General features: G+C 64.6%; 18 protein-coding genes. 5 read left to right on the top strand and 13 right to left on the bottom strand.

Going from position 1 to position 22334, the window contains the following annotated elements; translation table 11 throughout:
- On the top strand, positions 1 to 408 hold a 408-nt coding region (locus MR825_RS11460), incomplete at its 5' end, for a hypothetical protein (RefSeq protein ID WP_287880807.1).
- 17 nt (positions 409 to 425) lie between these two features.
- Here the strand turns inward: MR825_RS11460 and MR825_RS11455 are convergent.
- The 3 genes from MR825_RS11455 to MR825_RS11445 are packed head-to-tail and all read right to left on the bottom strand — an operon-like array spanning position 426 to position 4128.
- Positions 426 to 1514, bottom strand: coding sequence for a GerAB/ArcD/ProY family transporter (locus tag MR825_RS11455; protein WP_256175300.1), 1089 nt, complete (start codon positions 1512 to 1514; stop codon positions 426 to 428).
- 26 nt (positions 1515 to 1540) lie between these two features.
- Positions 1541 to 2611 (bottom strand): Ger(x)C family spore germination protein, encoded by a 1071-nt coding sequence (locus MR825_RS11450; RefSeq protein ID WP_186907338.1) that lies wholly within the window; start codon positions 2609 to 2611, stop codon positions 1541 to 1543.
- Positions 2608 to 4128 (bottom strand): spore germination protein, encoded by a 1521-nt coding sequence (locus MR825_RS11445; protein ID WP_256175301.1) that lies wholly within the window; start codon positions 4126 to 4128, stop codon positions 2608 to 2610. The genes MR825_RS11450 and MR825_RS11445 overlap by 4 nt, the downstream gene beginning before the upstream one ends.
- A gap of 350 nt (positions 4129 to 4478) precedes the next feature.
- Between MR825_RS11445 and MR825_RS11440 the strand changes: the two genes are divergently transcribed.
- Entirely contained in the window at positions 4479 to 5408 is a 930-nt protein-coding gene (locus MR825_RS11440) for a phosphate acyltransferase (protein ID WP_186907340.1), read from the top strand.
- 83 nt (positions 5409 to 5491) lie between these two features.
- Here MR825_RS11440 and MR825_RS11435 read toward each other — a convergent pair whose 3' ends face one another.
- The 4 genes from MR825_RS11435 to MR825_RS11420 all read right to left on the bottom strand — a co-directional run bounded on the left by MR825_RS11435 (position 5492) and on the right by MR825_RS11420 (position 9597).
- The gene (locus MR825_RS11435; RefSeq protein WP_186907341.1) at positions 5492 to 8155 is read right to left on the bottom strand and encodes a cation-translocating P-type ATPase; all 2664 of its coding nucleotides are present in this window, start codon (positions 8153 to 8155) and stop codon (positions 5492 to 5494) included.
- 69 nt (positions 8156 to 8224) lie between these two features.
- Complete coding sequence (locus tag MR825_RS11430) at positions 8225 to 8953, bottom strand: response regulator (protein ID WP_186907342.1); 729 nt, start codon at positions 8951 to 8953, stop codon at positions 8225 to 8227.
- Positions 8950 to 9309 (bottom strand): helix-turn-helix transcriptional regulator, encoded by a 360-nt coding sequence (locus MR825_RS11425; RefSeq protein WP_186907343.1) that lies wholly within the window; start codon positions 9307 to 9309, stop codon positions 8950 to 8952. The genes MR825_RS11430 and MR825_RS11425 overlap by 4 nt, the downstream gene beginning before the upstream one ends.
- A gap of 78 nt (positions 9310 to 9387) precedes the next feature.
- A complete protein-coding gene (locus MR825_RS11420) occupies positions 9388 to 9597 on the bottom strand; it encodes a hypothetical protein (protein ID WP_287880803.1) in 210 nt (69 codons plus the stop codon).
- A 161-nt stretch (positions 9598 to 9758) separates the two neighbouring features.
- On the opposite strand from MR825_RS11420, the gene MR825_RS11415 reads away from it, so the two are divergent.
- The 3 genes from MR825_RS11415 to MR825_RS11405 all read left to right on the top strand — a co-directional run bounded on the left by MR825_RS11415 (position 9759) and on the right by MR825_RS11405 (position 12872).
- Positions 9759 to 11606: a sensor histidine kinase gene (locus MR825_RS11415; protein ID WP_256175307.1), complete on the top strand. Its 1848-nt coding sequence runs from the start codon at positions 9759 to 9761 to the stop codon at positions 11604 to 11606.
- On the top strand, positions 11603 to 12172 hold the full coding sequence (locus MR825_RS11410; protein WP_287880800.1) for a response regulator: 570 nt from the start codon (positions 11603 to 11605) through the stop codon (positions 12170 to 12172). The genes MR825_RS11415 and MR825_RS11410 overlap by 4 nt, the downstream gene beginning before the upstream one ends.
- A gap of 97 nt (positions 12173 to 12269) precedes the next feature.
- Positions 12270 to 12872, top strand: coding sequence for a hypothetical protein (locus MR825_RS11405; RefSeq protein WP_186907347.1), 603 nt, complete (start codon positions 12270 to 12272; stop codon positions 12870 to 12872).
- 239 nt (positions 12873 to 13111) lie between these two features.
- On the opposite strand, the gene MR825_RS11400 is transcribed toward MR825_RS11405, so the two are convergent.
- From MR825_RS11400 to MR825_RS11375, 6 genes are all read right to left on the bottom strand, one after another.
- Positions 13112 to 14362 carry a peptidylprolyl isomerase gene (locus MR825_RS11400; RefSeq protein WP_287880798.1) on the bottom strand — a complete coding sequence of 417 codons (1251 nt, stop codon included), beginning with the start codon at positions 14360 to 14362 and terminating at the stop codon, positions 13112 to 13114.
- 232 nt (positions 14363 to 14594) lie between these two features.
- Positions 14595 to 18107, bottom strand: coding sequence for a transcription-repair coupling factor (gene mfd, locus MR825_RS11395; RefSeq protein WP_256175313.1), 3513 nt, complete (start codon positions 18105 to 18107; stop codon positions 14595 to 14597).
- 49 nt (positions 18108 to 18156) lie between these two features.
- Positions 18157 to 19194: an acyltransferase family protein gene (locus tag MR825_RS11390; protein WP_256175315.1), complete on the bottom strand. Its 1038-nt coding sequence runs from the start codon at positions 19192 to 19194 to the stop codon at positions 18157 to 18159.
- Positions 19187 to 19780 (bottom strand): aminoacyl-tRNA hydrolase, encoded by a 594-nt coding sequence (gene pth / locus MR825_RS11385; RefSeq protein WP_186907350.1) that lies wholly within the window; start codon positions 19778 to 19780, stop codon positions 19187 to 19189. The genes MR825_RS11390 and pth overlap by 8 nt, the downstream gene beginning before the upstream one ends.
- A 237-nt stretch (positions 19781 to 20017) precedes the next feature.
- On the bottom strand, positions 20018 to 20977 hold the full coding sequence (locus MR825_RS11380) for a ribose-phosphate pyrophosphokinase (protein ID WP_186907351.1): 960 nt from the start codon (positions 20975 to 20977) through the stop codon (positions 20018 to 20020).
- Positions 20978 to 21028: 51 nt separating this feature from the next.
- Positions 21029 to 22231 carry a DapH/DapD/GlmU-related protein gene (locus MR825_RS11375; RefSeq protein WP_287880795.1) on the bottom strand — a complete coding sequence of 401 codons (1203 nt, stop codon included), beginning with the start codon at positions 22229 to 22231 and terminating at the stop codon, positions 21029 to 21031.
- Positions 22232 to 22334 lie beyond the last annotated feature (103 nt).

Raw genomic sequence — 22334 nt, 5'->3', positions numbered from 1 at the left:
TCATTTCATCGAAACTTAATCATAGCTTCAAAGAAATTTGTCAAGAGCCTTCCTATTCCAATTGCTTGTCTTAGAAAGGACTTCTCGTCCTTTTCTGGTGCTTCAAGTTTCACGTTGTTTAATTTACAAGGTGCACGCGTCCCGCTTCATTCGGCTTCCGTCTCAGTCGCAGGAACTTTATTGTACCATGCTCGGTTCAACTTGTCAAGAGGTTTTTTGATTTCTTTTTCATCGAGCCGCAAGGCTGATTTTTTGGAAACCCTTGCCTCTCAAGGGGTTGCTCCTCACAGGCGCTCAATTAATATACCAAATGCCTGTCCAATTGTCAACACCTTTTTTGCATTTTCCTGCGTCTTTTTTTACACCCCCTTGACGCAACAAGATATGCCGTGCTTCTCTGCCGTATAGGCACAAGATATGCTTTCCTATGCCCGCTTCCGGCGCAGAAGCGCCACAGGCAATACCAGTGCAGGCAGCAGGAACCCAAAAACCAGCCCCCCCGCTTCCCCCCAGCCCTCGATCCATTCATATAAGGTAAAGGCGTCCGGGAACAGGAACAGCGCGCCCGCCAGCGTCAGAAGAACAAGAGGCAGGGCGGCGCTTTCGCGCCGCTGAAAGCCAAAGACAGCTTGCGCCATACAGCAGCAGGAGCACAGGAGCAGGGTGAGCAGCGCCAGATCGGCCAGCACCCACAGGGCAATGACCACCGACTCCACCCGTCCGAAGGCGCCTTCCACACCCACGCCTTTGACCATCATAAAAAAGGGGGTGTCCATCCGCTGTGTCAAACCGGGTCCAAACGCCCCCAGGCACACCCATTGCAGCAGCGTGAGCACCAGGCAGAAAACAGCGGCCCAGCGCATCGCCCGGCGGCGGTTTCCCTCTTTCCGGGCCACTCCTCCCCCCAAAAAAGCGCCAAAGATCACGTATCCCACTACCGAAAGCGCAGGCAGGGTGCCCCGGAGGACTTCCGGCACATCCTGCACCCATACCGGCAGCACATTCTGGGGTTCCACCCGAAACAGCCCCAGAAACAGGACTACTCCCAAGCAGAGGGATAGGGCCAGATAAAAGATTTCTCCTGCGCGGACCAGGGCCGGCAGCTTTTTGCGGGCAAGCCACAGCGCCACCGCCAGCAGCACCACCAGAAAGAGCTTTAGGGGTGCGTTGCGGTAGCTGGTGGACAAAAGGCGCAGGGCAAACAGCCGTGCGTTGACGCACAGCAGGCACAGCCCCCACAGCAGGTAAAGCAGGGCGAGGGCCTTTCCCGGCAGCCTGCCCAGGGCGCGCTGGAAGATCTGGGCCAGACCGTCCTCCGGCCCGGCCGTGCGAAACAGGGCAAACAGCACCCAGCAAAGCCCCAGCAGCACGGGCAGCGCCGTCAGGGTGCACAGCCACCCGGCCGCTCCCGCCGCCGCGGCCGTGCGGCCGGGAAGTACGCGTACCGTCGGGGAGAGCAGGGCCGCAAACAGCAGACAGAGCAGCTGGCGCAGCGCGATTTTACCCTCAGGCATGGATTCACCACCTTAATGAAATCGTTTTACCCCGCGTCATAGCTGCGCTCCAGCTTAGCCGTGACGGAGACGCTGACCTCCAGGCTGGAGGGATCCCACTGCCGCCGCAGCGCCTCTGCGCGCCAGGGCTGGGACAGTCCGGCCGCTCCGGCCAGGGAGAAGAAATCCCCCTCCAGCGTCCGGCACAGCTCCAGCGCGGCCAGAATGCGCTCCTGTTCCACTGCGGCCAGCTCCGCCTCCAGGCGGCGGCGGGCCGCCTCCTCCTGCAGCGCAGGCGCCCCTTCCGCCAAATTGGCCTCCACACGGCACTTTACGTCCATACCGGTGAGCACTTCCCCGTCAAAAACGCCCCGGATACGGGTCTTGGCCCCCACCACCCGCAGCGCGGCGGTTCCGTCGGCCTGAGGCAGTTCTACCACGTCGGCATCCACCCGGCTCAGCAGCAGGTTGACCCCGGCTGCGGCCGCTCCCTCCGCCCAGCCCACCAGCACGCCGTCCCGCAGCAGGGCGTATCCGGCGGTGGAGAGCGTGCCGTCACCGGTGAGGGCAGGCGCAAAGGAGGCCCCGCAGCGTTCCAGATCGGAGAGTACGTTCCGGACCGTGCGGGACATGGAGTCCGAGCGCAGCCCCGCTCCGTCGTGCAGGGTCTCCAGCCGGTCAGCCGCGGAGTCCTGTTGCCAGGCGGCGGAGATCGTCGTTCCCGCCTGTCCGTTTTGGATCACATAGAGTTCGGTGTCTAGGCGCATCTCCACATCCCGCATCACATAGTCCAGGGCGCCGCCCACGCCCCGGCGTGCCAGGTCCTCCCCCAGCAGCATCTGTCCCACATGGCCGAAGTAGATATAGGAGTCCCCTTCCCCCTGCATCTCCAGCAGGGCGGCGCTGAGGGTGCCCGCGCTGCCGGAGATCAGGGCGGGGTCGTCCAGCCCCTGCCCGCCGGTGGCGGCGGTGACCGCCACCCCGTCCGCGTCGGCATCCACCCCCAGGGTACGTACCAGGGACATGTCCTCGATCTCGCGGGCGTAGGGCAGCAGATCGGCGCGGCAGCCGCCCAGGGGAAGCAGCAGAAGCGCCAGCACACCGGCCCATCGCTTCATCGCTGGTTCCTCCGGTTCCGGGTGCGCAGGGCTGCGGGGCGCAGCTTCGTACGCTTCAGGGGCTGGCGCAGAACGGCGTGTCCCTCCACCTGCTCTCCCGCATTGGCGGCAAAGGGGGTCAGGTAGGATACGCCGAAGCTCTCGATGCCCGCCAGGTGGCACACCAGCATAGCCGCCCCCGCCACCACCCCGAACAGCCCGGCGGCCGAGGCCAGTACCGCCAGGAGAAAGCGCCAGATGCGCAGGGCGCCCGCCAGCTCCTGCGAGGGCATGGTGTACCCGGCAATGCCCGCGATGGACACCACGATGAGCACCGCCGGGGAAACGATCTTGGCCTCCACCGCCGCAGTGCCCACCACCAGTCCGCCGATGATGGAGACGGTCTGGCCGATGGACTGGGGCAGACGCAGCCCCGCCTCCTGCAGGATCTCAAAGGCCAGCAGAAGAATGAGCACCTCGAACACCGAGAGAAAGGGCACGTCCCGTTTGGCCGCGATGATGGACAGGGCCAGCCGGGTGGGGATCATCTCCTGATGGAAGGTGACCACGGCGATATACAGGGCGGGCAGGGTCAGGGTAAGCAGCAGGCAGGCATACCGCAGCACCGAGATGACCGAGGCCACCATCCAGTTGTTGGACTTGTCCTGGGGCGCCCGCAGAAAATCGCCGATGACGCCGGGGGCCAGATAGCCCAGCGGAAGGCCGTCGATGAGAATGCCCACCCGCCCCTCCGCCAGCCCCGCGCAGAAGCGGTCGGGCCGCTCGGTGTACTGCACCAGGGGAAACGCGGTTGCGGTCTCGTCGATGATATATTCCTCAATATTGCCGGTGGAAAGCACCGCGTCGATATCGATGCGCTCCAGCCGCGCCTGTACCCGCTCCACCAGGGAGGGGTCCACCACGCCCTCCAGGTACAGCACGTCCACCGTGGTCACCGATTGCCGCCCTACGATCTGTTCCCGCAGGCGCAGCTCCGGCGCCTTCAGGTGGCGGCGGCACAGGCTGGTGTTGGTGCGCACCGACTCCACAAAGGAATCCCTGGGTCCCTTGAGCACCGTTTCGTTTTCCGGCTCGCTGATGGAGCGCTTTTCCTCCGTGCCTACGTTGAAGGACAAGACCTCCGTCTCCCCCGGAAACAGCAGCAGGCAGTTGCCCTCCACCAGGTCGAAGGCCGCGCGGTCTGTGGCGCTCCGGCGCTCTACCCCCAGATTGTAGAGGGCCCCCTCCTCCATGGCAGCCATCAGCTCCGCCATATCCGGGCAGTCCGCCAGGGCCGAGTCCTGCGCCAAAGGCCGCAGAACATAGTCGCTGACCCGCTCCATCCGCACCATGCCGCTGATGTAGCACAGGGTGATCACCTTTTCCCCGTCCCCCGCCAAGCGGACGTTCCGTTTGGAGAAGTCCGCGCAGCCGGCAAAGACCGTCTCCAGGCTTTCCAGCGTCAGGGGCAGGTCATAGCGGGGCTCTTTCCTGGGGTGGGGCGGCACGTTCTCCCGTGCCCGGCCAAAAAATCCCATGGCCCGCACCTCCTTTTTTGCAAATCCTTCTATGAGTATGACCGGTTTTTCCCGCGATATGCAAAAAGCCCCGGAGCGGCAAAGAAAGAACGTTCCAGGCTGTCAAAAAACCGGAACAGGGTTGGACAACGGGAAGGAAGATCGTGTAAAAGAAACCCGGGAGGGGCGTCTTTCGCGTTGAATCAAATCAAATGTTGAACGTTTGGGAAAGTTCAACATTTGCCCCAGCTTGGCAAAAAGACTTTTTTGACAAGCGGAGAATATTCTTGTATTCCCGCAGGCCTTCCTTTATAATAAGAATAAGATCGCGGTGCGCCGCGGCAAAGACACTGTAAAGTGAGGCGGGAATTATGGAGATCAAGAATTTCGATAATATCATCAGCCGTGTCCCCAAGCTGTCGGCCCCCCTGCGGGTGGTGCTGGCCGGTTCCGACGGAGAGAACATGCTCCGGGGCCTCTTCCAGGCTCAGAACGAGGGCTTTGTGCAGCCCGTGCTGGTGGGCGACCGGGCGCGCACCATGGTCCAGCTGGAGAAGCTGGGGCTGGAGCAGGAGCCTTACACCATGGTGGACACCCCCCCCGGCCACAATGTCACCCAGGCCGCCATCGACATCATTACCTGCGGAGAGGGCGACATCCTCATGCGCGGCAACCTGCCCACCCGCGACTTTCTGATGCCTGTGCTGGATCGGAAGAACGGCCTGCGCACCGAGCGGCTGATGAGCCATGTGTCCCTGGCCTCCATTCCGGAGTATCCCAAGCTGCTGGCTCTGTCGGACATGACCATCATCGTCAACCCCAATCCCACCCAGAAGAAGGCCATCATCAAAAATACCGCCGACGCGCTGAAGGCCTTTGGATATGAGAACCCCAAGCTGGCCCTGATGGCTCTGGTGGAAAACGTAAACTTCCATATGCCCGATACCATCGAGGCCCAGCGCCTGGTGTCCGAACAGAAGCAGCATCCCTTCGCCGACTGCGAGCTGTGGGGCCCCATCGCCTACGATCTGATCATCTCCAAGGAGGCCTGCCGCCTGAAGCATTACGACTGCCCCTGGTCGGGCGGCGGCTTCGACGGCATCATCGCCCAAAACCTGATCGCGGCCAACACGCTGGTCAAGAGCTGGCTGATCCATGCCCACGCCGTCACCTGCGGCGCGGTGGTGGGCGCCAAGGTGCCCATTGCCCTCACCTCCCGCTCCGCCGCTGCGGAGGAGAGCTTCTTCTCCCTGGTCTTCTGCGCCGTCCTCAACGAGTGGCGCAAAAGCCAAAAGCCGTAATTCCGACCCAAACGAGCGCGGCCCCCGTCCTTTCGGACGGGGGCCGCGTCTGTTTAACCGGAGCGGGCGGTGCGTTTCCCGGTTCATCTGCCCTTGGACGCGCCCGTATACAGCGGCGCCCGCCGGGCGCCGGGGACCCGCCGCACCCGGCGCGCGCCCGCGCGTCCCGCCGCTTTGGCGGCTTCGCACACCACCACGGGGGTCACGGCAAGGCAGAGCACCACGGCCCACTCCACAGGGCTCATGGGAACGGTGTTGAAAACGGCCTGCAGCGGCGGCACACAGAGCACGGAGAGCTGCATCACCAGCCCGATCAGGAACGCCCGGTTCATGGCGGCGTTGGAGAAAACGCCGATGTGCAGCAGCGAGGCCCGCTCGCTGCGTACATCAAAGGCATGGAACAGCTGGCACAGGGTCAGCGTGGCGAACGCCATGGTGTTGGCCGCTGCATGGGCCTCACCGGGATCGGAGAGCACATACTCCCCCAAAAAGTAGGCCGTCAGGGTGAGCAGTCCCACCATGGCACCCTGCCAGGCCAGGCGGAGGGAGAAGGCGCGGGAAAACAGGGACGCGCGGGCGTCCCGGGGCGCCTGCTCCATGACGCCCTCCTCCACCGGCTCCACCCCCAGGGCCAGGGCGGGCAGGGAGTCGGTGACCAGATTGAGCCATAAAAGCTGGACCGGCACCAGGGGCATCTGGTGAAAATCCAGCACAGTGGCCAGGAAGATGGTCAAGATCTCCCCAATGTTGCAGGAGAGCAGGTAGTGGATGGCCTTTTTGATGTTGGCGTAGATGCCGCGGCCCTGCTCCACGGCGGAGACGATGGTGGCAAAGTTGTCGTCCGTCAGGATCATATCCGCCGCGCCCTTGGCCACGTCGGTGCCCGCCACCCCCATGGCGCAGCCGATGTCGGCCGCCTTGAGGGCGGGGGCGTCGTTGACCCCGTCGCCGGTCATGGCCACGACCTTGCCCCGGGCCTGCCACGCCCGGACGATGCGCATCTTATGCTCCGGAGAGACCCTTGCATAGACGGCGAAGCGCTCCACCTCCTGCTCCAGCAGTCCCTGGGGCATAAAGTCCAGATCCTCCCCGGTGACGGCCAGATCCCCCTTGCGGCAGATCCCCAGTTCCTTTGCCACGGCCACGGCGGTAAGCTTATGGTCTCCGGTGATCATCACCGGCCGTATCCCCGCGGCGTAACACTGTTCCACCGCACGCCGCACCTCCGGCCGGGGCGGGTCCATCATGCCGATCAGGCCCGTAAAGGTCAGCCCCTGCTCCAGGGTGGCGCTGTCCAGCGTCCGGGGCAGGAAGGCCAGGTCCTTATAGGCCACGCCCAGCACCCGCAGGGCCCGCAGGGCCATGGCCTCGTTGCGGGACAGGGCCCTGCGGCGCGCCCCCTCGTCCATCCTGCACCGGCCCAGCAGCACGTCGGGCGCCCCCTTCACCAGCACCCGAAAGCTGCCATCCGCCTTTTGATGTACCGTGCTCATGAGCTTGCGCTCCGAGTCGAAGGGCAGCTCGGCCCGCCGGGGCCACTGCTCCTCCAGCGTCCCTTTCTCCAGCCCCTCCCGCGCGGCGGCTACCACCAGGGCCGCCTCGGTGGGGTCGCCGCCGGCGGCGGGTTCCCGCCCTGCCCGGATGAGCGCCGCGTCGCTGCAAAGCGCGCCGATGGTGAGGGCCAGCGCCCGCTCCCCTGTCCGGGGCGTCCAAACGTCCACCACAGTCATCCGGTTCTGGGTCAGGGTGCCCGTCTTGTCGGAGCAGATCACCCCCGCGCAGCCCAGGGTCTCCACGGCGGGCAGGCGCTTGACGATGGCGCCCCGCCTGACCATCCGCTGGACCCCCAGCGCCAGCACGATGGTAACGATGGCGGGCAGCCCTTCCGGAATGGCGGCCACGGCCAGGGATACGGCGGTCATGAACATCCCCAGCAGGGCCTTGCCCTGGAGCAGGCCAGCCCCGAACATCACCGCGCACACGCACAGACACACGAAGGAGAGGGTCTTGGAGATCTCCGCCATCTTTTTCTGGAGCGGCGTCTGGCTGTCCTCCTCCCCCAGCAGCATCCCCGCGATGCGGCCCATCTCGGTGTCCATGCCGGTGGCGGTGATCACGCAGAGGGCCCGGCCGCCGGTGACCACGGTCCCGGAGAGCACCATATTCCGCCGGTCGGCCAGGGGGGTGTCCTCCGGGAGCTCCCCCACAGGGGCCTTGGCGGCGGGTACCGGCTCCCCGGTCATGGCGCTCTCATCACAGCGCAGCCCCGCGGCCGTGAGGATGCGGGCGTCGGCGGGCACCAGGTCCCCCGCCTCCAGCCGGATAATGTCGCCGGGCACCAGCGCCGCGGTCTCCAGGCGGATCTCCTTGCCGTCCCGCAGCACCTTGGCCAGCGGGGCCGACATCTGCCGCAGGGCCTCCAGGGCCTTTTCGGCGTTATCCTCCTGCGAGATGGAGATGCAGGCGTTGACCGCCACGATGACCAGGATGATGGCCGCGTCCAGCCAGTCCTCTCCCCCGGTGGCCCACAGGGACAGCCCCGCCGCCGCCAGCAGCACCAAGATCATGGGGTCCTTCATCTGCCCCAAAAAGCGCCGCAGCAGCCCTGCCCGCCGCTGGCGCGCCAGCTCGTTGGGCCCCCAGCGCTCCAGCCTGCGTCCGGCCTCCGCCGGTGACAGGCCCCGCTCCCGATCCGTCTCCAACTCTCCCAGCACTTGCTTGACGCTCTTGGCGTACCAGGCGTTCATATGCATTTCCCCTGACATCCAGAATTTTCCTGTCCTTGGCTGCCAGTATAGCACAAGGCCTGTCCGTATTCAGGGGAAACGTGGCGGGACAGGAAACGGCTTTTGCAGCTGCGCCGCCCGGTCCGCCAGGCGGCGCAGGAAGCAGTCGTTGCTGGGCCGCTTTTCGGGCCTGCCGCCCATCAGGGCGCAGTATTCCGGCGGCGCGGCGCTGTGGATGCGCCGCACCATCTCCCGGATGTTCTTTTCCACGCAGGCATAGCTGGTCCGCCCCCGCCGCATGGCGGGGAGATAGGCCTGTTTGAGCAGCATATGCTTTCCCCGCGCCCCGGCCAGGGCCGCGGCTGCAATGGCGGCGGCCTCGGCGCCCAGGCCGCCGCCCCCCATATCCGCCAGCAGAGCGGCGGCCGCCTGCTCCAGGGGGTCCTGATAGAGCACCCGGATCAGCCCGGGCAGCGTCGCCAGGTGCACCGGCTTGATGAGATAATAGTCCGCCCCCAGGGAAAAGGCATAGCTGACCACATGGGAGGATGCCACCCGGGAGAGCACGATGACCTTCGGGCGCGGGACCACCGGATGCGCCCGGAGCTGCTGCAGGACCCCCAATCCGTCCAGGCCGGGCATGATCAGGTCCAGGAGCACCACGTCCGGCCGCTCCCGCTCCAGCAGCTCCAGCGCCTCATAACCATCCCGGGCGGCGGCGCACACCGCCATGTCCTCCAGGGGGGCGAAGAAATCGTTCAGCAGCGTGCGGGCGGCTGTGTCGTCCTCCGCCAGCAGGATACGAATCGGTCGTGTCATCCGTCCTCCGATTCCATCGCACGCACCAGATCGGCCGCTTTCAGAATAATGTGGGCGGCCAGGCCCCGGTCCAGCGGCGTCATCTCCTCCATGCGCCGCAGCATCCGCCCTGCCGCCGCGCCGGGTTCCCTCTGCCCATAGGCCAGCGCGTCCAGGCTGATGTTAAAAATACTCCCCAACCGGATGAAGTAAGCCATACTCATGCATTTCTTCCCCTGTTCGATGTCCCCGATATACTGGGTCGAGCTGCCCAGCCGCTCCGCCAGCGCCTCACGGGTCAGTCCCGCCTCCTTCCGGCACCGCCAGACCCGCCGGCCCACTTCCTCGCACAGCGCCTGCTTTTCCTGCTCATCCATATTAAAAGCCCCTTTGTGCAAAACTTTAGTTATAGCTTGGCACAACTCAAGGTTTTTAAAAGCAACCATCGTTTCTTATTATGCGTCTATAATATCCATTTTCTTAATGCAAGCTTCTTTTTGAGCATTTTGCTCTATTGCGGCGGCAAAAGATTGGTCAATCAGACGATTTTGGGGGCTCGCCCCCTGAAATTTTGCTTTCCCGCCCTTCCAGACGCCAAACAGCACTATTTCAAGCGATTTTTTAAAAACAGCTCGCTTATTCTTTTCTTTTCTTCCGTTATCCATTAAAATCTCTTTGTAAATTCATTTGTAAAACCGGCCCTCTTTTTGCTATCCTAAGCGTGTGGAAAGCAACGCCTGTTTTTTGATCCGGACAAGCAAATTTGGAAGGAGAGGCCGCCTGCGGGATCGTCCTCTGGTTTCCCGCGCGAGGCGGGAGCCCTGCCATGACGCCTAAAACACTCAAGAGCAAGGTATCCCTGGTCTATTTCAGCCTGATCTTTATCATACTGATGCTCGGCGTCATTTCTCTGTGGAATTTGACGCGAATCGGCCGCGCCGTCAATAATATCGTTATCACCAATTATAACAGTATCCAGCGTCTGGGCCATATGAGCGACGCGCTCAATTCCCAGAGCTCCATCCTGCTGACGTACCTGGACACGGGCAATTACGACGCCGCCCTGGAGCAGTTCGACGCCCAGACCACAATCTTTTGGGAAAACTACCACATGGAGCATGCCACCATCATTATCCCCTATGAGATGGAGCTGATCGAGGGGATCGGCAGTGAATATGAATCCTTTCTGACTCAGGCGCAGGCGGTCTTCTCGGCAGAGGGGAACGCGGACGCGCTGACGCTGTACCAGACCGGCACAGCGCCCCAGGCCCAGCGGGTCACGCTGAACATGGACGCGCTGGTCGCTTCCAATGAAAACGCCCTGTTTGCCCGCAAAGAGGAGGCCCAGCAAACCGTCTCCCGCGCCTGGGCTGTGCTGGCGGTCTTTTTCCTGCTGGCGGCGGTCATCGGCTTTTTTGCCCTCAAGCTGTATACCGACAAGCTGTTCCGCCCCATCTACGAAATCACGCAAAACCTGAAAGCGGTGCGCCAGGGCAACCTGAACCGCAAATCCTCGGTGCGCTCCAACGATGAGTTGGGCGCGCTGTGCGAGGAGTTCAACAACATGACCCAGCGTCTGCTGGAATTCGAGCGGAGCACCATGGGCCAGCTCCTTTCGGAACGCAACCGCACCATGGCCATCGTCCGCAGCATTACGGAGCCGCTGGTCATCCTGGACGGCAACCAGCGCGTTACGCTGCTCAATCACTCGGCGGAAGAGCTCTTCGGTCTGTTCACCAGCGACAGCGCCGGTCAGGATTTCCTTTCCGTCATCCGCCGTTCCCGCTTTCATGAGCCGTTGTCCCAGATCCTGCGGGACCCGGGCGCGTATCAGGAGGAGGTGCTCTGTATCGGCTCCTCCGATGACGCCCGTTATTTCAACGTTACCTTGACGCCTCTGCATTACGAGGGGATCGACCCCGGGTCGGTCATCCTGGTCTTTTACGATATTACCGAGCTCAAGCGTCTGGACACGATGCGCAGCGATTTCATCGCCACCATCTCCCACGAGTTCAAAACGCCCCTCACCTCCATCGTCTTTGGGGCGGATCTGCTCTCCGACGGCTCCCTGGGGGCGCTGAACCCGGCCCAGGGCGAGGTGGTCACCACCCTGAAGGAGGATGGCGAACGTCTCTCCCGGCTGGTCTCCGACCTGCTGCTGCTGTCCAGGATCGAATCGCCCAATCTGATCTACCAGTTTGTTCCCTGCGATCTGGCCGGGATCATCCGCAGCGCTCTTCCCCAGTTCCTCCCGCTGGCCGAACAGGGGGGCGTTTCGCTGGCGGCCCAGCCGGAGGCGGACCTGCCGCTGGTTCTGGCCGATCCGGACAAGATCAAATGGGTCCTGAACAACCTGCTTTCCAACGCCGTGAAATATACCGATCCGGGCGGTCGTATCCTGGTCCGCGCCCGGCTGACCGGCGCAAGCGTCACCTGTGAGGTGTCCGACACGGGGGAGGGGATCCCGCCCGCTTTCCTGGAGCGCATTTTTGACAAATACGTCCAGGTCAGCAGCTACGATCTGGAGCTGCGGGGCAGCGGGCTGGGTCTGGCTGTGGCCAAATCCATCATCCTGGCCCACAACGGAAGGATCTGGTGCGAGAGCGAGCTGCACCAGGGCTCCAGCTTCTATTTTACCCTTCCGCTGTCCGATAAGGGAGTTTTGCACCCATGAAGAAGGTCCTGGTCGTCGACGACGCAAAAAACATCCGCATGCTGCTCACCAAATGCCTGGAGTTGGAGGGATACCAGGTCAAGACCGCCACCAACGGCAAGGACGCCCTCGTGCTCTTTTCCTCCGAGCGCTTTGACCTGGCCTTCCTCGATATCAAGCTGCCGGAGCTCTCCGGCACGGAGGTGCTCCGGCGCATCCGCGCCCAGGGCAACGACACCCCGGTGATCGTCATCACCGCCTATCCCACGGTAAAAAACGCCGTGGAGTGTACCAAGCTGCAAAGCATCACCTACCTGCAAAAGCCCTTTACCGCCGACCGGCTGCGCGCCGTGCTGAAGGAGGTCACCCCGCCCGACCCGCTGCCGGCGTCCTCCGATGCGTACAAATGCGCCGCCGATTTGTTGGATGCAGAACGCTGGGAGGAGGCGATCTCCCGGCTCAAGGCGGCTCTCGCCGCCGATCCCACCGATCCTGCGGTTTACTTTGGTCTGGAACGGGCCTATCTCGGTCTTGGCGACCGGGAGACCGCCGAAAAATTCCATAACGCCGGGCGCTCGTTTACCTGATCCCCGCACCGCTCTTCCGCTCAGAAAACAGGACCGTTGTCTTTCCACAAACTGATCAGCGAGAAATCCCTGTTATTTCTGGAAAGGAAGGCCAATTATGAACGACACTCTCAAAAACATTCTGCGCAAAGACGAGACCGTCCTCTGGGCGGGCGCCCCGGAACCGGTGGAGGTGCTGGAGAAGCCGCACGTTCCTCTGCTGATTGTGCGCTGGGCGGTCTGCGCCGTCCTGGGCGTGCTGCTGATCGCTTACCTGACCTATTTCTCCGTGTACGTCTTCCAGGTGGAAAACCAAGCCCGCATAGTGGTGGGCGTCGTACTGGCAGCCTGTATCTTTGTGGCCCTGCGCCCCTTTATGGACGCCCGCGGCCTGCCCAAACGGGTCTGCTTCGCCGTCACCGACCAGCGCTTTATCCTCTATCGCCGCAACGGAGACGCCTTTGATTACCGGGAACTGACCGACATGACCGAAGCCACGGTAGAGGCGCTTCCCACCGGTGCGTATAACTTCTTTATCGGCCCGGTCACCAATTCCCTTCGCCGGAGCACCCACCTCAACGTCACCGAATACCGCGAGGACGCCAAGCTCGACCCGCTGGTCTTTGCCAGCGTGGCGGATATCCAGGGCCTTCTCCGCGTCCTGCCGTCCTATATCACCGTCCACGGCGCCCCCGCCGCCGACCCGGAACGGGCGGCCTGAATCTGCGTTCTTCTCTTTCCCTTTCACATCCCGCCCGGCGCGCCGTTGCCCAACGGCGCGCCGGGCGGGAACCATTTTACCCGTCCGCGTCCTGCGGCCTCCCGGCGGAAGCGCATCCGCTCTGCCGCTGCGCCCGACCGCGGTCTTCCCCCGCCGCGCGGCGGTCCGCCACGCAAAACCGCCCCGGAGCCCGGCATCCAGCCGGTGCTCCGGGGCGGTTTTCACTTCTGCGGCGGACGTTATTCCGCGGCGGGACTCCCGGCGGGCGTGCCGGTCGCTTCCGGCGCACCGGACTCCTCCGGCGTCCCGGTCTCCTCCGGCGCGGCGCTCTCCTGAGCGGCGGCCTCGGCGTCCCGCTTGGCCTGACGGGCTTCGTTGAGCTGCTGGATCTTATCATAGAAGGCCTTGGGGTCCAGCGCGGCAAAGGCGTCGTTGGTCTCCACCACGGCGTTTTCCAGCCACCCGTCCATCAGGTTGCTCATGGCGTAATTGCTGTAGAGGCTGCGGGTATCCGGGGTGTCGGCATCCAGGCGCAGGATGATGTGATAGCCGTACACGGTCTCGATGGGCTCGCTGATCTCGCCCTCGGCCAGGGCCAGAGCCCCCTCCTCAAACTCGGCCACCATCTGACCGCTGTAGGCCAGGTAGCCATCGGGGTAATAAAGGTTGCCCTCTTCGTCCCGGCCGTCGTCGCTGTACGCATTCATCAGCTCGTCAAACTTGGCCGCAGGGTCGTCCGCGGCACGGATCTGCGCCAAAAGCTCCTCCGCCTCGGCCTTTTTGGCTGCCTTTTCCTCGTCGCTGTAAGTGGGATAGCCGGTCGTCTCATCCGTACCGGTGGAGTTCTCGAACGCCACCAGGATATGCTTTGCATTGTAAATGCCCTGCTCTTCCAGGAAGGCATCCATCTCGGCGTCCTCCGGGTCCAGCTTCCCGTCGGCGGCGTATTTCTCCTCCAGGGCCAGGCTCTGGTAGTACGCCATGTTCAGCTTGCGGAACGCCGTATCGCTGATGCACTGCTGATCCAGCCAGTCCTGATAGACGATCCCCTGGCCCTCCAGGGTCTCCTGGAGCTGAGTCATCTGCTCGTCCGCCGTCGTCTGGTCCTCTTCGGATATCGCCGTGCCTTCCTCCGCGGCCTTGAGTTCCACCAGGGCGTAGAGCTTGCTGGTCTCCAGCGCGTCGTTCTTCAGGTAGTCGGCCGTGGGCGTGCCGTCGATCTCCTCCTCCCAGGCGGTGTCGTCGGCCAGATAGCCGCTCTGCTTGGCGGTGGAAATGCTGGTCAGCAGCCAGAACAGGTACTCGTCGGCGGGCACCTCGGTGCCGTCCACGGTATAGAGCACGGTATCCCGGGTGATCCCGGCGGCCTGATATGCGATGTCCCCGGGATCGGGCGTGGCCTCAGGCTCGCCGGTCCCGGCGCAGCCGGCCAGCAGCCCCGCCGTAAGTACGCCGCTTAGTCCGGCGCACAGGAGCTTTTTCAGTTTCATCTGATTCATATCCTCCTTCATTTACAAGAGGCGCCGCCCCTGCGGAGGCTCTGGATACTACACGCCAAAGGCCGGACGCTTGTTAGAGTATACCGCGTTTCTGTCCCCGCGGCAAGAAAAAGGGGCGGGATTTACTGAAAATTCATAATTTTAAGGTTCGGTCGGCGCCGGGCGCGGCCCGGTGCGAGCCGGCCCGCCGGGACGGGAGCGGCCGCTCCTGCGCCCCGTCCGCTCATTCCTCCGCCGGCGCGGTCTTTCCGTAGTCCTCCACCAGCTTTTGGGCCGCCTTGAGGGCGTCCTCCCCCCGTTTGAGCTTCAGGGAGAGGTAGGGCTTCTCGCCGGCGGAGAACAGCAGCCGGCCCCCATAGCGTTCCTGCCCGCACAGGGCAGATACCCGCTGCAGGTCGAACCGGGCCAGGTAAAGGTTCAGCCGGATGCCCTTCTGGTCGATCTGACCGATGCCGTTCCGGGCGGCGGCGGCGCGCAGCAGAGCCACGGCGATGAGGTTATTGACCGTCCGGGGCGGGTCGCCGTAGCGGTCGATGAGCTCGTCGGTCACATCGTCGGCGTCTTCCTCGCTGCGGATGGCGGCAATGCGGCGGTACAGGTCCATCCGCTGTTCCGGAGAGGGGACGTACCGGTCGGGGATGGAGGCGGCCACGCTGAGGTCCGCGGCGCACTCGGTCTGCACGGGAACGGGCTCCCCACGCTCCTCCAGCACCGCCTCCTCCAGCAGCTTGAGGTACATGTCATAGCCCACGCTGAGCAAAAAGCCGCTCTGCTCGGGACCCAGGATGTTGCCCGCGCCGCGGATCTCCAGGTCCCGCATGGCGATCTTGAAGCCGGAACCGAATTGCGCAAACTCCCGGATGGCTCCCAGGCGCTTGGCGGCCACCTCGGAGAGGACCTTGCCCCGGCGGTAGGTCAAATAGGCGTACGCCCGGCGGGTGGAGCGCCCCACCCGGCCCCGGATCTGGTGGAGCTGGGCCAGCCCCATCCTGTCCGCGTCCTCGATGACCAGGGTGTTTACGTTGGAGATGTCGATGCCGGTCTCGATGATGGTGGTGCACACCAGCACGTCGATCTCTCCCTCGCTCATACGGCTCATGACGTCGTTGAGCTCCTCCTGGCTCATCTTCCCGTGGGCCACTGCCACCGCCGCATCCTCCCCCAGCAGCTGCTGGAGGCGGGCGGCGGTGCGCTCGATGGTCTCCACCCGGTTGTGGAGGTAGTAAGCCTGGCCGCCCCGCTCCAGCTCCCGGCGCAGGGCGTCGGAGAGCACGCCCCAGTCGTGCTCCAGCACATAGGTCTGCACCGGCTGTCGGTCCTGGGGCGGCTCCTCCAGGGTGGACATGTCCCGGATGCCGGAGAGCGCCATGTTCAGGGTGCGGGGAATGGGGGTGGCGGACAGGGTAAGCACGTCCACCTGCTTGGACAGCTCCTTGAGCTTCTCCTTGTGGGCCACGCCGAAGCGCTGCTCCTCGTCCACCACCAGCAGTCCGAGATCCTTCCACTCCACGTCCTTCTGGAACAGCCGGTGGGTGCCGATGAGCACGTCGATGCTCCCGTCCTTCACCCGGCGCAGGGTCTGCTTCATCTGGGCAGGCGTGCGAAAGCGGGAGACCACGTCGATCTCGACCGGATACTTGGCAAAACGCTGCTTGGCGGTCAAAAAGTGCTGGCGGGCCAGCACGGTGGTGGGGACCAGGATGGCGGCCTGCTTGCCGTCCAGCACGCACTTCATCACCGCCCGGAAGGCCACCTCGGTCTTGCCGTAGCCCACATCGCCGCAGAGGAGCCGGTCCATCGGCCGGGGGGTCTCCATATCCCGCTTGATCTCTTCGATGCAGCGCAGCTGGTCGTCGGTCTCGGCGTACTCGAACTCGTCCTCAAACTCCTTCATCCAGGGGGAGTCGGGGGAAAAGGCATACCCCGGCTGCCGCTGGCGCTGCGCGTAGAGCTGGATGAGCCCCTTCGCCAGGTCCTGCACCGCCTTGCGGGCCCGGCTCTTGGCCTTCTCCCAGTCGGTCCCCCCCAGCTTGGAGAGCTTGCGCGTTTCGTTGGCGTCCTCGCCGGAACCGATGTATTTGCTCACCAGGTCCAGCTGGGTGGCGGGGACGTAGAGCACGTCGGCCCCGGCGTAGGCGATCTTCACGTAGTCCTTCTCCACGCCGTCCACCGTCATGCGGGTCATTTCCAAAAAGCGCCCCACGCCGTGGTGCTCATGCACCACCAGGTCGCCGGGGGACAGGTCGGCGTAGGAGCCCAGCTTCTGCCGGTTGGTCACCGCCCTGGCCCCGCGCTTCTTCCTGCCCGGCAGGGCCTGCCCCTCCGTCAGCACCGCCAGATGGGCCCCGGGGTACTCCATCCCCGCGGTAAGGCCGCCCACGGCAATGACCGCCTTGCCGTACTCGGGCAGTGCATGCAGCTGGAAGTCCACGGCGGTCTTCCGGTTCTGCTCCCGCAGCAGGGTCTGCAGATTCAGGGCCCGCTGCTCGCTGCCCACCAGCACCACGATCCGAAATCCGTCGGACACGTAGTGGGCCAGGTCGGACACGGCGGTCTCCAGGCTGGCGCCGTAGGAGGGCAGCTGTTTGGCCAGCAGGCTGAGCAGGGTGCGGGGCCGTGCGGGGTACTGGGCGGAGGCAAAGGAGTCCAGATAGCAGACCGGCCATGCCTCCAGCTGCCGGCACAGCGCGTCGAAGCTCTGGGCGAACTCGGCCAGCTCCCCGGCCACCGTGCCGTTTTCCAGCAGGGTCTGGCTGTCCTGCTCCAGCTGCCACAGATAGTGTTTGGCCCGCTCGGCCACGCGGGGGCTCTCGCTGAAGAGCACCACCGCCTCCTCCGGCAGGTAGTCCGCCGCCGTGGCCACCCGGGGATAGATCAGCCCCAGATACCGGTCCAGCGCCGGAAACACGGCGTGGCCGGCCAGGCGCTCCCGGTCCTCCTCCAGCGTGCGCAGCAGGGCGTCGCTGCCGCCTTTGCGCCGCTTCACCCGGGCAATCAGGCCGTCCAGTTCCCCCAGCAGGCCGTCCCAGCCCCCCGGCGCGCACTGGGGCAGCACCTCGGCGGCGGGCAGGATCTCCGCCTGCCGGATGTTCTCGGTCCGCCGCTGGGTATTGGGGTCGAAGAGCCCCAGCGAATCCACCTCGTCCCCGAAAAACTCCGCCCGCACCGGGCGCTCCTGGGCGGGAGAAAAGAAGTCCAGAATCCCCCCGCGCAGGGCAAACTGCCCCACGCCCTCCACCTGCTCGCAGCGGGTGTATCCCGCCGCCGTCAGCGTCCCGGCCAGTTCGTTCAGGTCATGGCTCTCCCCCAGGCGCAGGGTCTGCGCGGCATGGATCAGCTGGCTTTTGGGCATGGTGCGCTGTAACAGGGCCTCCACCGTGCACACCAGCAGGGGGCATTCCCCCGCCGCCAGCGCGCGGAGCACGGAAAGGCGCCTGTGCTCCCACTGGCGGGAGGCCACGGCGGCGTTATGAAAGGTGAACTCCCGGGCGGACAGGGTGCGCACCCCTTCTCCGGAGAGCGCGGCCAGATCCCGCTCCAGCCGCTGGCACTCCCCCTCGTCGGCACAGACCAGTACCACCGGCCGCCCCAGGGCCTGGCGCAGCCCGGCGGCAAAGTGGGCGCGATGAACGGCGGACAGGCCGTTCACCGCCGCCGGACAGGCGCCGTTGTCCACGGCGGCGCACAGCTGCCGGAATTCCGGGAGATCGTTGAGCGCGGCAAGCAGCGGCTTCATAGGGCCCTCCTAAATAGAAAATTTTGGAAGTCACGGGCGCAGCGCCCACTCAGCGACGGACGGCGGGCGCCCGGTGCGGCCGCCTGCGCCCCAGCAGGATGGGGCAAAAGCGATCCAGCAGCAGGATCAGCGGCGCCGGGATCAGAACCAGCCCCGCCAGGTGGACCGCCAGCAGGCCCCAGCCTGAGACGGGCGCGAGGCACTCCACAGCCCGCTGGGCCAGATTGGAACCAAGCCACCCCACGGCATAGTAGGCGGCGCTGTATTTCCCCAGAAAGCGCAGGCCTCGGGCCGCCGGAAGCGCCCGGCAGAGCAGGACACAAAACGCCGCGCCGCAGGCGCCCGCGGCGTAGCAGGTGAAAAACTCATTGAGGTAGCGCAGATTATAGTCGATCCGGGTGGGGCCCAGATTCCGGTTGAAGGCGGTAAGCAGCAGGTTGGCCCCCAAACACACCAGGGCCACCCGTATCGTTTGTCCCGCGCTGCAGACAGAGGCGGGATGTCTCTCCAGCCAGTGCCGGGCCCGGCGGCCCAGGGCCAGATAGGGCAGCAGCAGCACCGCGGCGTCCACATGCCAGGGCAGTCTGGCCCCGCCCAGCCGGGCGTAGATCCACACCGCCCCCGCCGCCAGCAGCGCGGCGGGGAGCAGTCTGTTTTCCCTCCCTTCCAGAGCGCGCAGCAGCAGGGCAAACAGGCATTCCGCCGCAAAGAGGCCGGGGAAGAACCAGGCCCGCCCGGCCCAAGGGGTATCCGGCCACTGCAGGGCGATGCCCAGCAGTCCGTCCCAGTCGGGCCCGCCGCCCGCGGCAAGGGCCGCGGCGCTTTCCCAGCAGAAGAACGCCAGGTTATACGCCAGGTAGGGCATCAGGATCGGCAGCGCCTTATGGCGCAGGGTCGCCCCCACGCCGCCGGGGCGCAGGGAAAAAAACCAGCCGCTGAGCAGAAAAAACAGCGGCATGTGGAAGGAGTAGATCCAGGCGCTCGCCCACTCCGGCAGAAGGCGGGAGTGCCCCAGTCCTACCAGCAGCACGCCCAGCCCCTTGGCCGCGTCGGGCCAGGCCAGACGCGCGCCGCCCTGCTCAGCCATTGAAGCGGCTCATGGCCCGGTCCGCTCCCTCCCGCAGCAGGCACTCCACCGCGTCGGCACACCGCTTGACGGCCTGATCCATCGCCTTGGCGTCCTCCCCGGTGAATTTGGAGAGGACCCAGTCGGCCATGTCGTAATCCGGGTGGGGCTTGCCGCCCACCCCCACCTTGACCCGGGGGAAACCGTCCCCGCCCAGCTGAAGGATGATGTTTTTCAGGCCGTTGTGCCCCCCGGCGGAGCCGTTTTTCCGAATGCGCAGCCTGCCCACGGGCAGGGACACGTCGTCGGAGATCACCAGCACCCGCTCGGGCGGAATCTTGTAAAAATCCGCCGCCGGGCGCACCGCCTCGCCCGAGAGGTTCATATAGGTCACCGGCTTCATCAGCAGCACCCTGTGCCCGCCCACCTCCGCCGTATTGGTGAGGGCGCGGTATTTCAGCTTCTGTACGGGCACGCGGCAGCGCTCGGCCAGCTCGTCCACCACCCGAAAGCCCACGTTGTGACGGGTGAGCTCGTACTGCCCGCCGGGGTTTCCCAATCCCACCACAAGCCACTCCACACCGTTTTTGTTCTTGCCAAACAGCATCCTATTACCCCTTGATACGGATCTTCCTGAAACACAGCGGGCGCTGTGTTTCAGGAAGGTTGATTCGGACGGGTTTTGCGCCCGCCGGGCGCGCTCCCATTCCGCTCTGGGAGCGAAATGGGAGAATCGATCCAAAACGGGAAACGGCGGGGGCAAGCCCCCGCCCTCCCCGGTCGGTCTGTCTTTTGTCGGCTCTGCGCAGCGGCTCTGCAGCCGGGGAGCGCTCCCGGACGCCGCTTACACGAACAGCTTGGAGACGGAGATCTCCTCGTAGATGCGCTCGATGGCCTCGGCAAACATGTGGGCCACGGAGAGATACTTGATCTTATCACAATTTACGCCGGGACGGGCGGGAACGGTGTCGAGGAAGAACACTTCCTTGATCACGCTCTTTTCAATGCGCTCCACCGCGGGCCCGGAGAGCACGCCGTGGCTGGCGCAGGCCACCACCTCCGTGGCGCCGCCCAGCTCCACCAGGGCCTGCGCCGCGCCGCACAGGGATCCGCCGGTGTCCACCATATCGTCAAAGAGGAGGACCTTTTTGCCCCGCACCTCGCCGATGATGTTCATGACCTCGGAGGAGTTGGCCTTCTGGCGGCGTTTATCCACGATGGCCAGTCCCATGCCCAGCTTCTGGGCAAAGGCCCGGGCCCGGGCCACGCTGCCCACGTCGGGAGAGACCACGATCACGTCGTCCTCCTGCCCGGCATAGCGCTGGTGCAGGTAATTGGTAAACACGGGGTTGCCCAGCAGATTGTCCACGGGGATATCGAAAAAGCCCTGGATCTGATTGGCATGCAGGTCCATGGTCAGCACACGGTCGGCGCCGGCACGGGTGATGAGGTTGGCCACCAGCTTGGCGGAGATGGGGTCGCGGGGTTTGGTCTTGCGGTCCTGACGGGCGTAGCCGAAGTAGGGCATCACGGCGGTGATGCGCCCGGCGGAGGCCCGCTTCAGGGCGTCGATCATAATGAGCAGCTCCATCAGGTTGTCGTTGACGGGCGAGCAGGTGGACTGTACCACAAACACGTCGGAGCCGCGGACCGTCTCGTAGATGGAGACGAAGTTCTCCCCATCGGAAAAAGCCCCGACCTCGGCGTTGCCCAGTTCCATCCCCATCTCCTTGCAGATGGCCTCGGCCAGGGGCCGGTTGGAATTGCCGGAAAAGATTTTGATATCCTTGCCGTGTGCGATCATTTCTGACATCCTCTCATTTTTGTTTCTCTTTATCATTTCCCGCTTCCGGGATCATTTCCTGCTCTTGCGGCGCTTGGCGGCCCACTGCTTCTTGACCACCTGCACGCTGCGGGCGATGGCCAGGGAGTCGGCGGGGACCTCGTTGGTGATGGTGCTCCCGGCGGCGGTGTAGGCGCCGTCGCCCACCTTTACGGGGGCCACCAGGTTGGTGTTGCAGCCGATAAAGGCGTCGTCCCCGATGGTGGTGCGGAACTTGGTGGCGCCGTCATAGTTGACGGTGACGGTGCCGCAGCCGAAGTTGACCCGCTGCCCCACGTCGGAATCGCCCACATAGGTGAGATGGGAGATCTTCGTGCCCGCGCCGATGTCGGAGTTCTTCAGCTCCACAAAGTCGCCCACCTTCACGTTGGCCCCCACATGACAGTTGGGCCGGATGTAGGCAAAGGGGCCGATCTTCACGCCGTCGTCCACCCGGCTCTCGTTGAGCTGGGATGCGTTCACCGTCACCCCGTCCCCGATGATGCAGTCCCGGACCATGGAATTGGGGCCGATCTCGCAGTGTCGGCCGATGACGGTCTTCCCCCGCAAAATAGTGCCGGGCAGCAGCACGGTACCGTCCCCCACGGTGACCTGCGGGCCCACGTAAGTGTTGGCGGGGTCCACCACGATCACGCCGCGTCCGGTCGTCAGCGCCCGGTTCAGGGCGGATACGCCGTCGTGGTGGGCAAAGCTCTGGGCGCTGAGCCAGTCCATGCCCCGGCTCAGCGGCTGGATGCCCAGGAACTGCCCGTAGGGCTGGCCAAAGGCCTCCCCCTTCTCCCGCAAAACGGCGTCGAAGTCCGCCCCCGCGTCCAGCGCGTCTTTGAGCGCGGCGGAGTCCACCCGGAACACGCCGCAGCTCTCCCCCCGGGGCAGCGCCGCCCCGTCGTCCGCCAGATACGCGGCGGCGGCGGCGTTCAGATAGACCGGCTGGGTCACCACGGCCACCCGTCCCGTCAGGCCGGACAGGAATTCCGCCAGCCGCTCCCGTGCGTCGGTGGCGCCGGTGGTCACATAGCCCGTCCCCTCCGGGAAGCAGGCCTGGGCCGCCTGCCGGTCATCGTCGTGGCAGACCACTAAAAATTTCTCGAACCCCTCCGCGCGCAGCGCTTCGGCCATCCAGACCGCCGGCGGAGCGAACATCAGCTCCTCCAGCATCCAATTGAACCGGCCGTCCTCCCGGGGGAGAAACACGACCGCGCCCTTTCCTTCCATATGGCGCACCTCTCTTTTCCGTTTCATTATAGCAAAATGGTCTCAAAATTGCATCGACAAATTCAAAAAATCCACGTTTTTCCCGCACTTTATGTGCCTTGCA

The organism is Lawsonibacter sp. (genome assembly GCF_022777125.1).
In the GTDB taxonomy this organism is placed as follows: Bacteria; Bacillota; Clostridia; order Oscillospirales; family Oscillospiraceae; genus Lawsonibacter_A; species Lawsonibacter_A hominis.
Note: the sequence above shows the minus strand (reverse complement) of the source record. Positions and strands in the feature narration are given on the sequence as shown.

Coding starts and splice junctions, on each gene's coding strand:
- MR825_RS11455 (WP_256175300.1), bottom strand. CDS start 1,514: ATGCCTGAGGGTAAAATCGCGCTGCGCCAGCTGCTCTGTCTGCTGTTT.
- MR825_RS11450 (WP_186907338.1), bottom strand. CDS start 2,611: ATGAAGCGATGGGCCGGTGTGCTGGCGCTTCTGCTGCTTCCCCTGGGC.
- MR825_RS11445 (WP_256175301.1), bottom strand. CDS start 4,128: ATGGGATTTTTTGGCCGGGCACGGGAGAACGTGCCGCCCCACCCCAGG.
- MR825_RS11440 (WP_186907340.1), top strand. CDS start 4,479: ATGGAGATCAAGAATTTCGATAATATCATCAGCCGTGTCCCCAAGCTG.
- MR825_RS11435 (WP_186907341.1), bottom strand. CDS start 8,155: ATGAACGCCTGGTACGCCAAGAGCGTCAAGCAAGTGCTGGGAGAGTTG.
- MR825_RS11430 (WP_186907342.1), bottom strand. CDS start 8,953: ATGACACGACCGATTCGTATCCTGCTGGCGGAGGACGACACAGCCGCC.
- MR825_RS11425 (WP_186907343.1), bottom strand. CDS start 9,309: ATGGATGAGCAGGAAAAGCAGGCGCTGTGCGAGGAAGTGGGCCGGCGG.
- MR825_RS11420 (WP_287880803.1), bottom strand. CDS start 9,597: ATGGATAACGGAAGAAAAGAAAAGAATAAGCGAGCTGTTTTTAAAAAA.
- MR825_RS11415 (WP_256175307.1), top strand. CDS start 9,759: ATGACGCCTAAAACACTCAAGAGCAAGGTATCCCTGGTCTATTTCAGC.
- MR825_RS11410 (WP_287880800.1), top strand. CDS start 11,603: ATGAAGAAGGTCCTGGTCGTCGACGACGCAAAAAACATCCGCATGCTG.
- MR825_RS11405 (WP_186907347.1), top strand. CDS start 12,270: ATGAACGACACTCTCAAAAACATTCTGCGCAAAGACGAGACCGTCCTC.
- MR825_RS11400 (WP_287880798.1), bottom strand. CDS start 14,362: ATGAAACTGAAAAAGCTCCTGTGCGCCGGACTAAGCGGCGTACTTACG.
- mfd (WP_256175313.1), bottom strand. CDS start 18,107: ATGAAGCCGCTGCTTGCCGCGCTCAACGATCTCCCGGAATTCCGGCAG.
- MR825_RS11390 (WP_256175315.1), bottom strand. CDS start 19,194: ATGGCTGAGCAGGGCGGCGCGCGTCTGGCCTGGCCCGACGCGGCCAAG.
- pth (WP_186907350.1), bottom strand. CDS start 19,780: ATGCTGTTTGGCAAGAACAAAAACGGTGTGGAGTGGCTTGTGGTGGGA.
- MR825_RS11380 (WP_186907351.1), bottom strand. CDS start 20,977: ATGATCGCACACGGCAAGGATATCAAAATCTTTTCCGGCAATTCCAAC.
- MR825_RS11375 (WP_287880795.1), bottom strand. CDS start 22,231: ATGGAAGGAAAGGGCGCGGTCGTGTTTCTCCCCCGGGAGGACGGCCGG.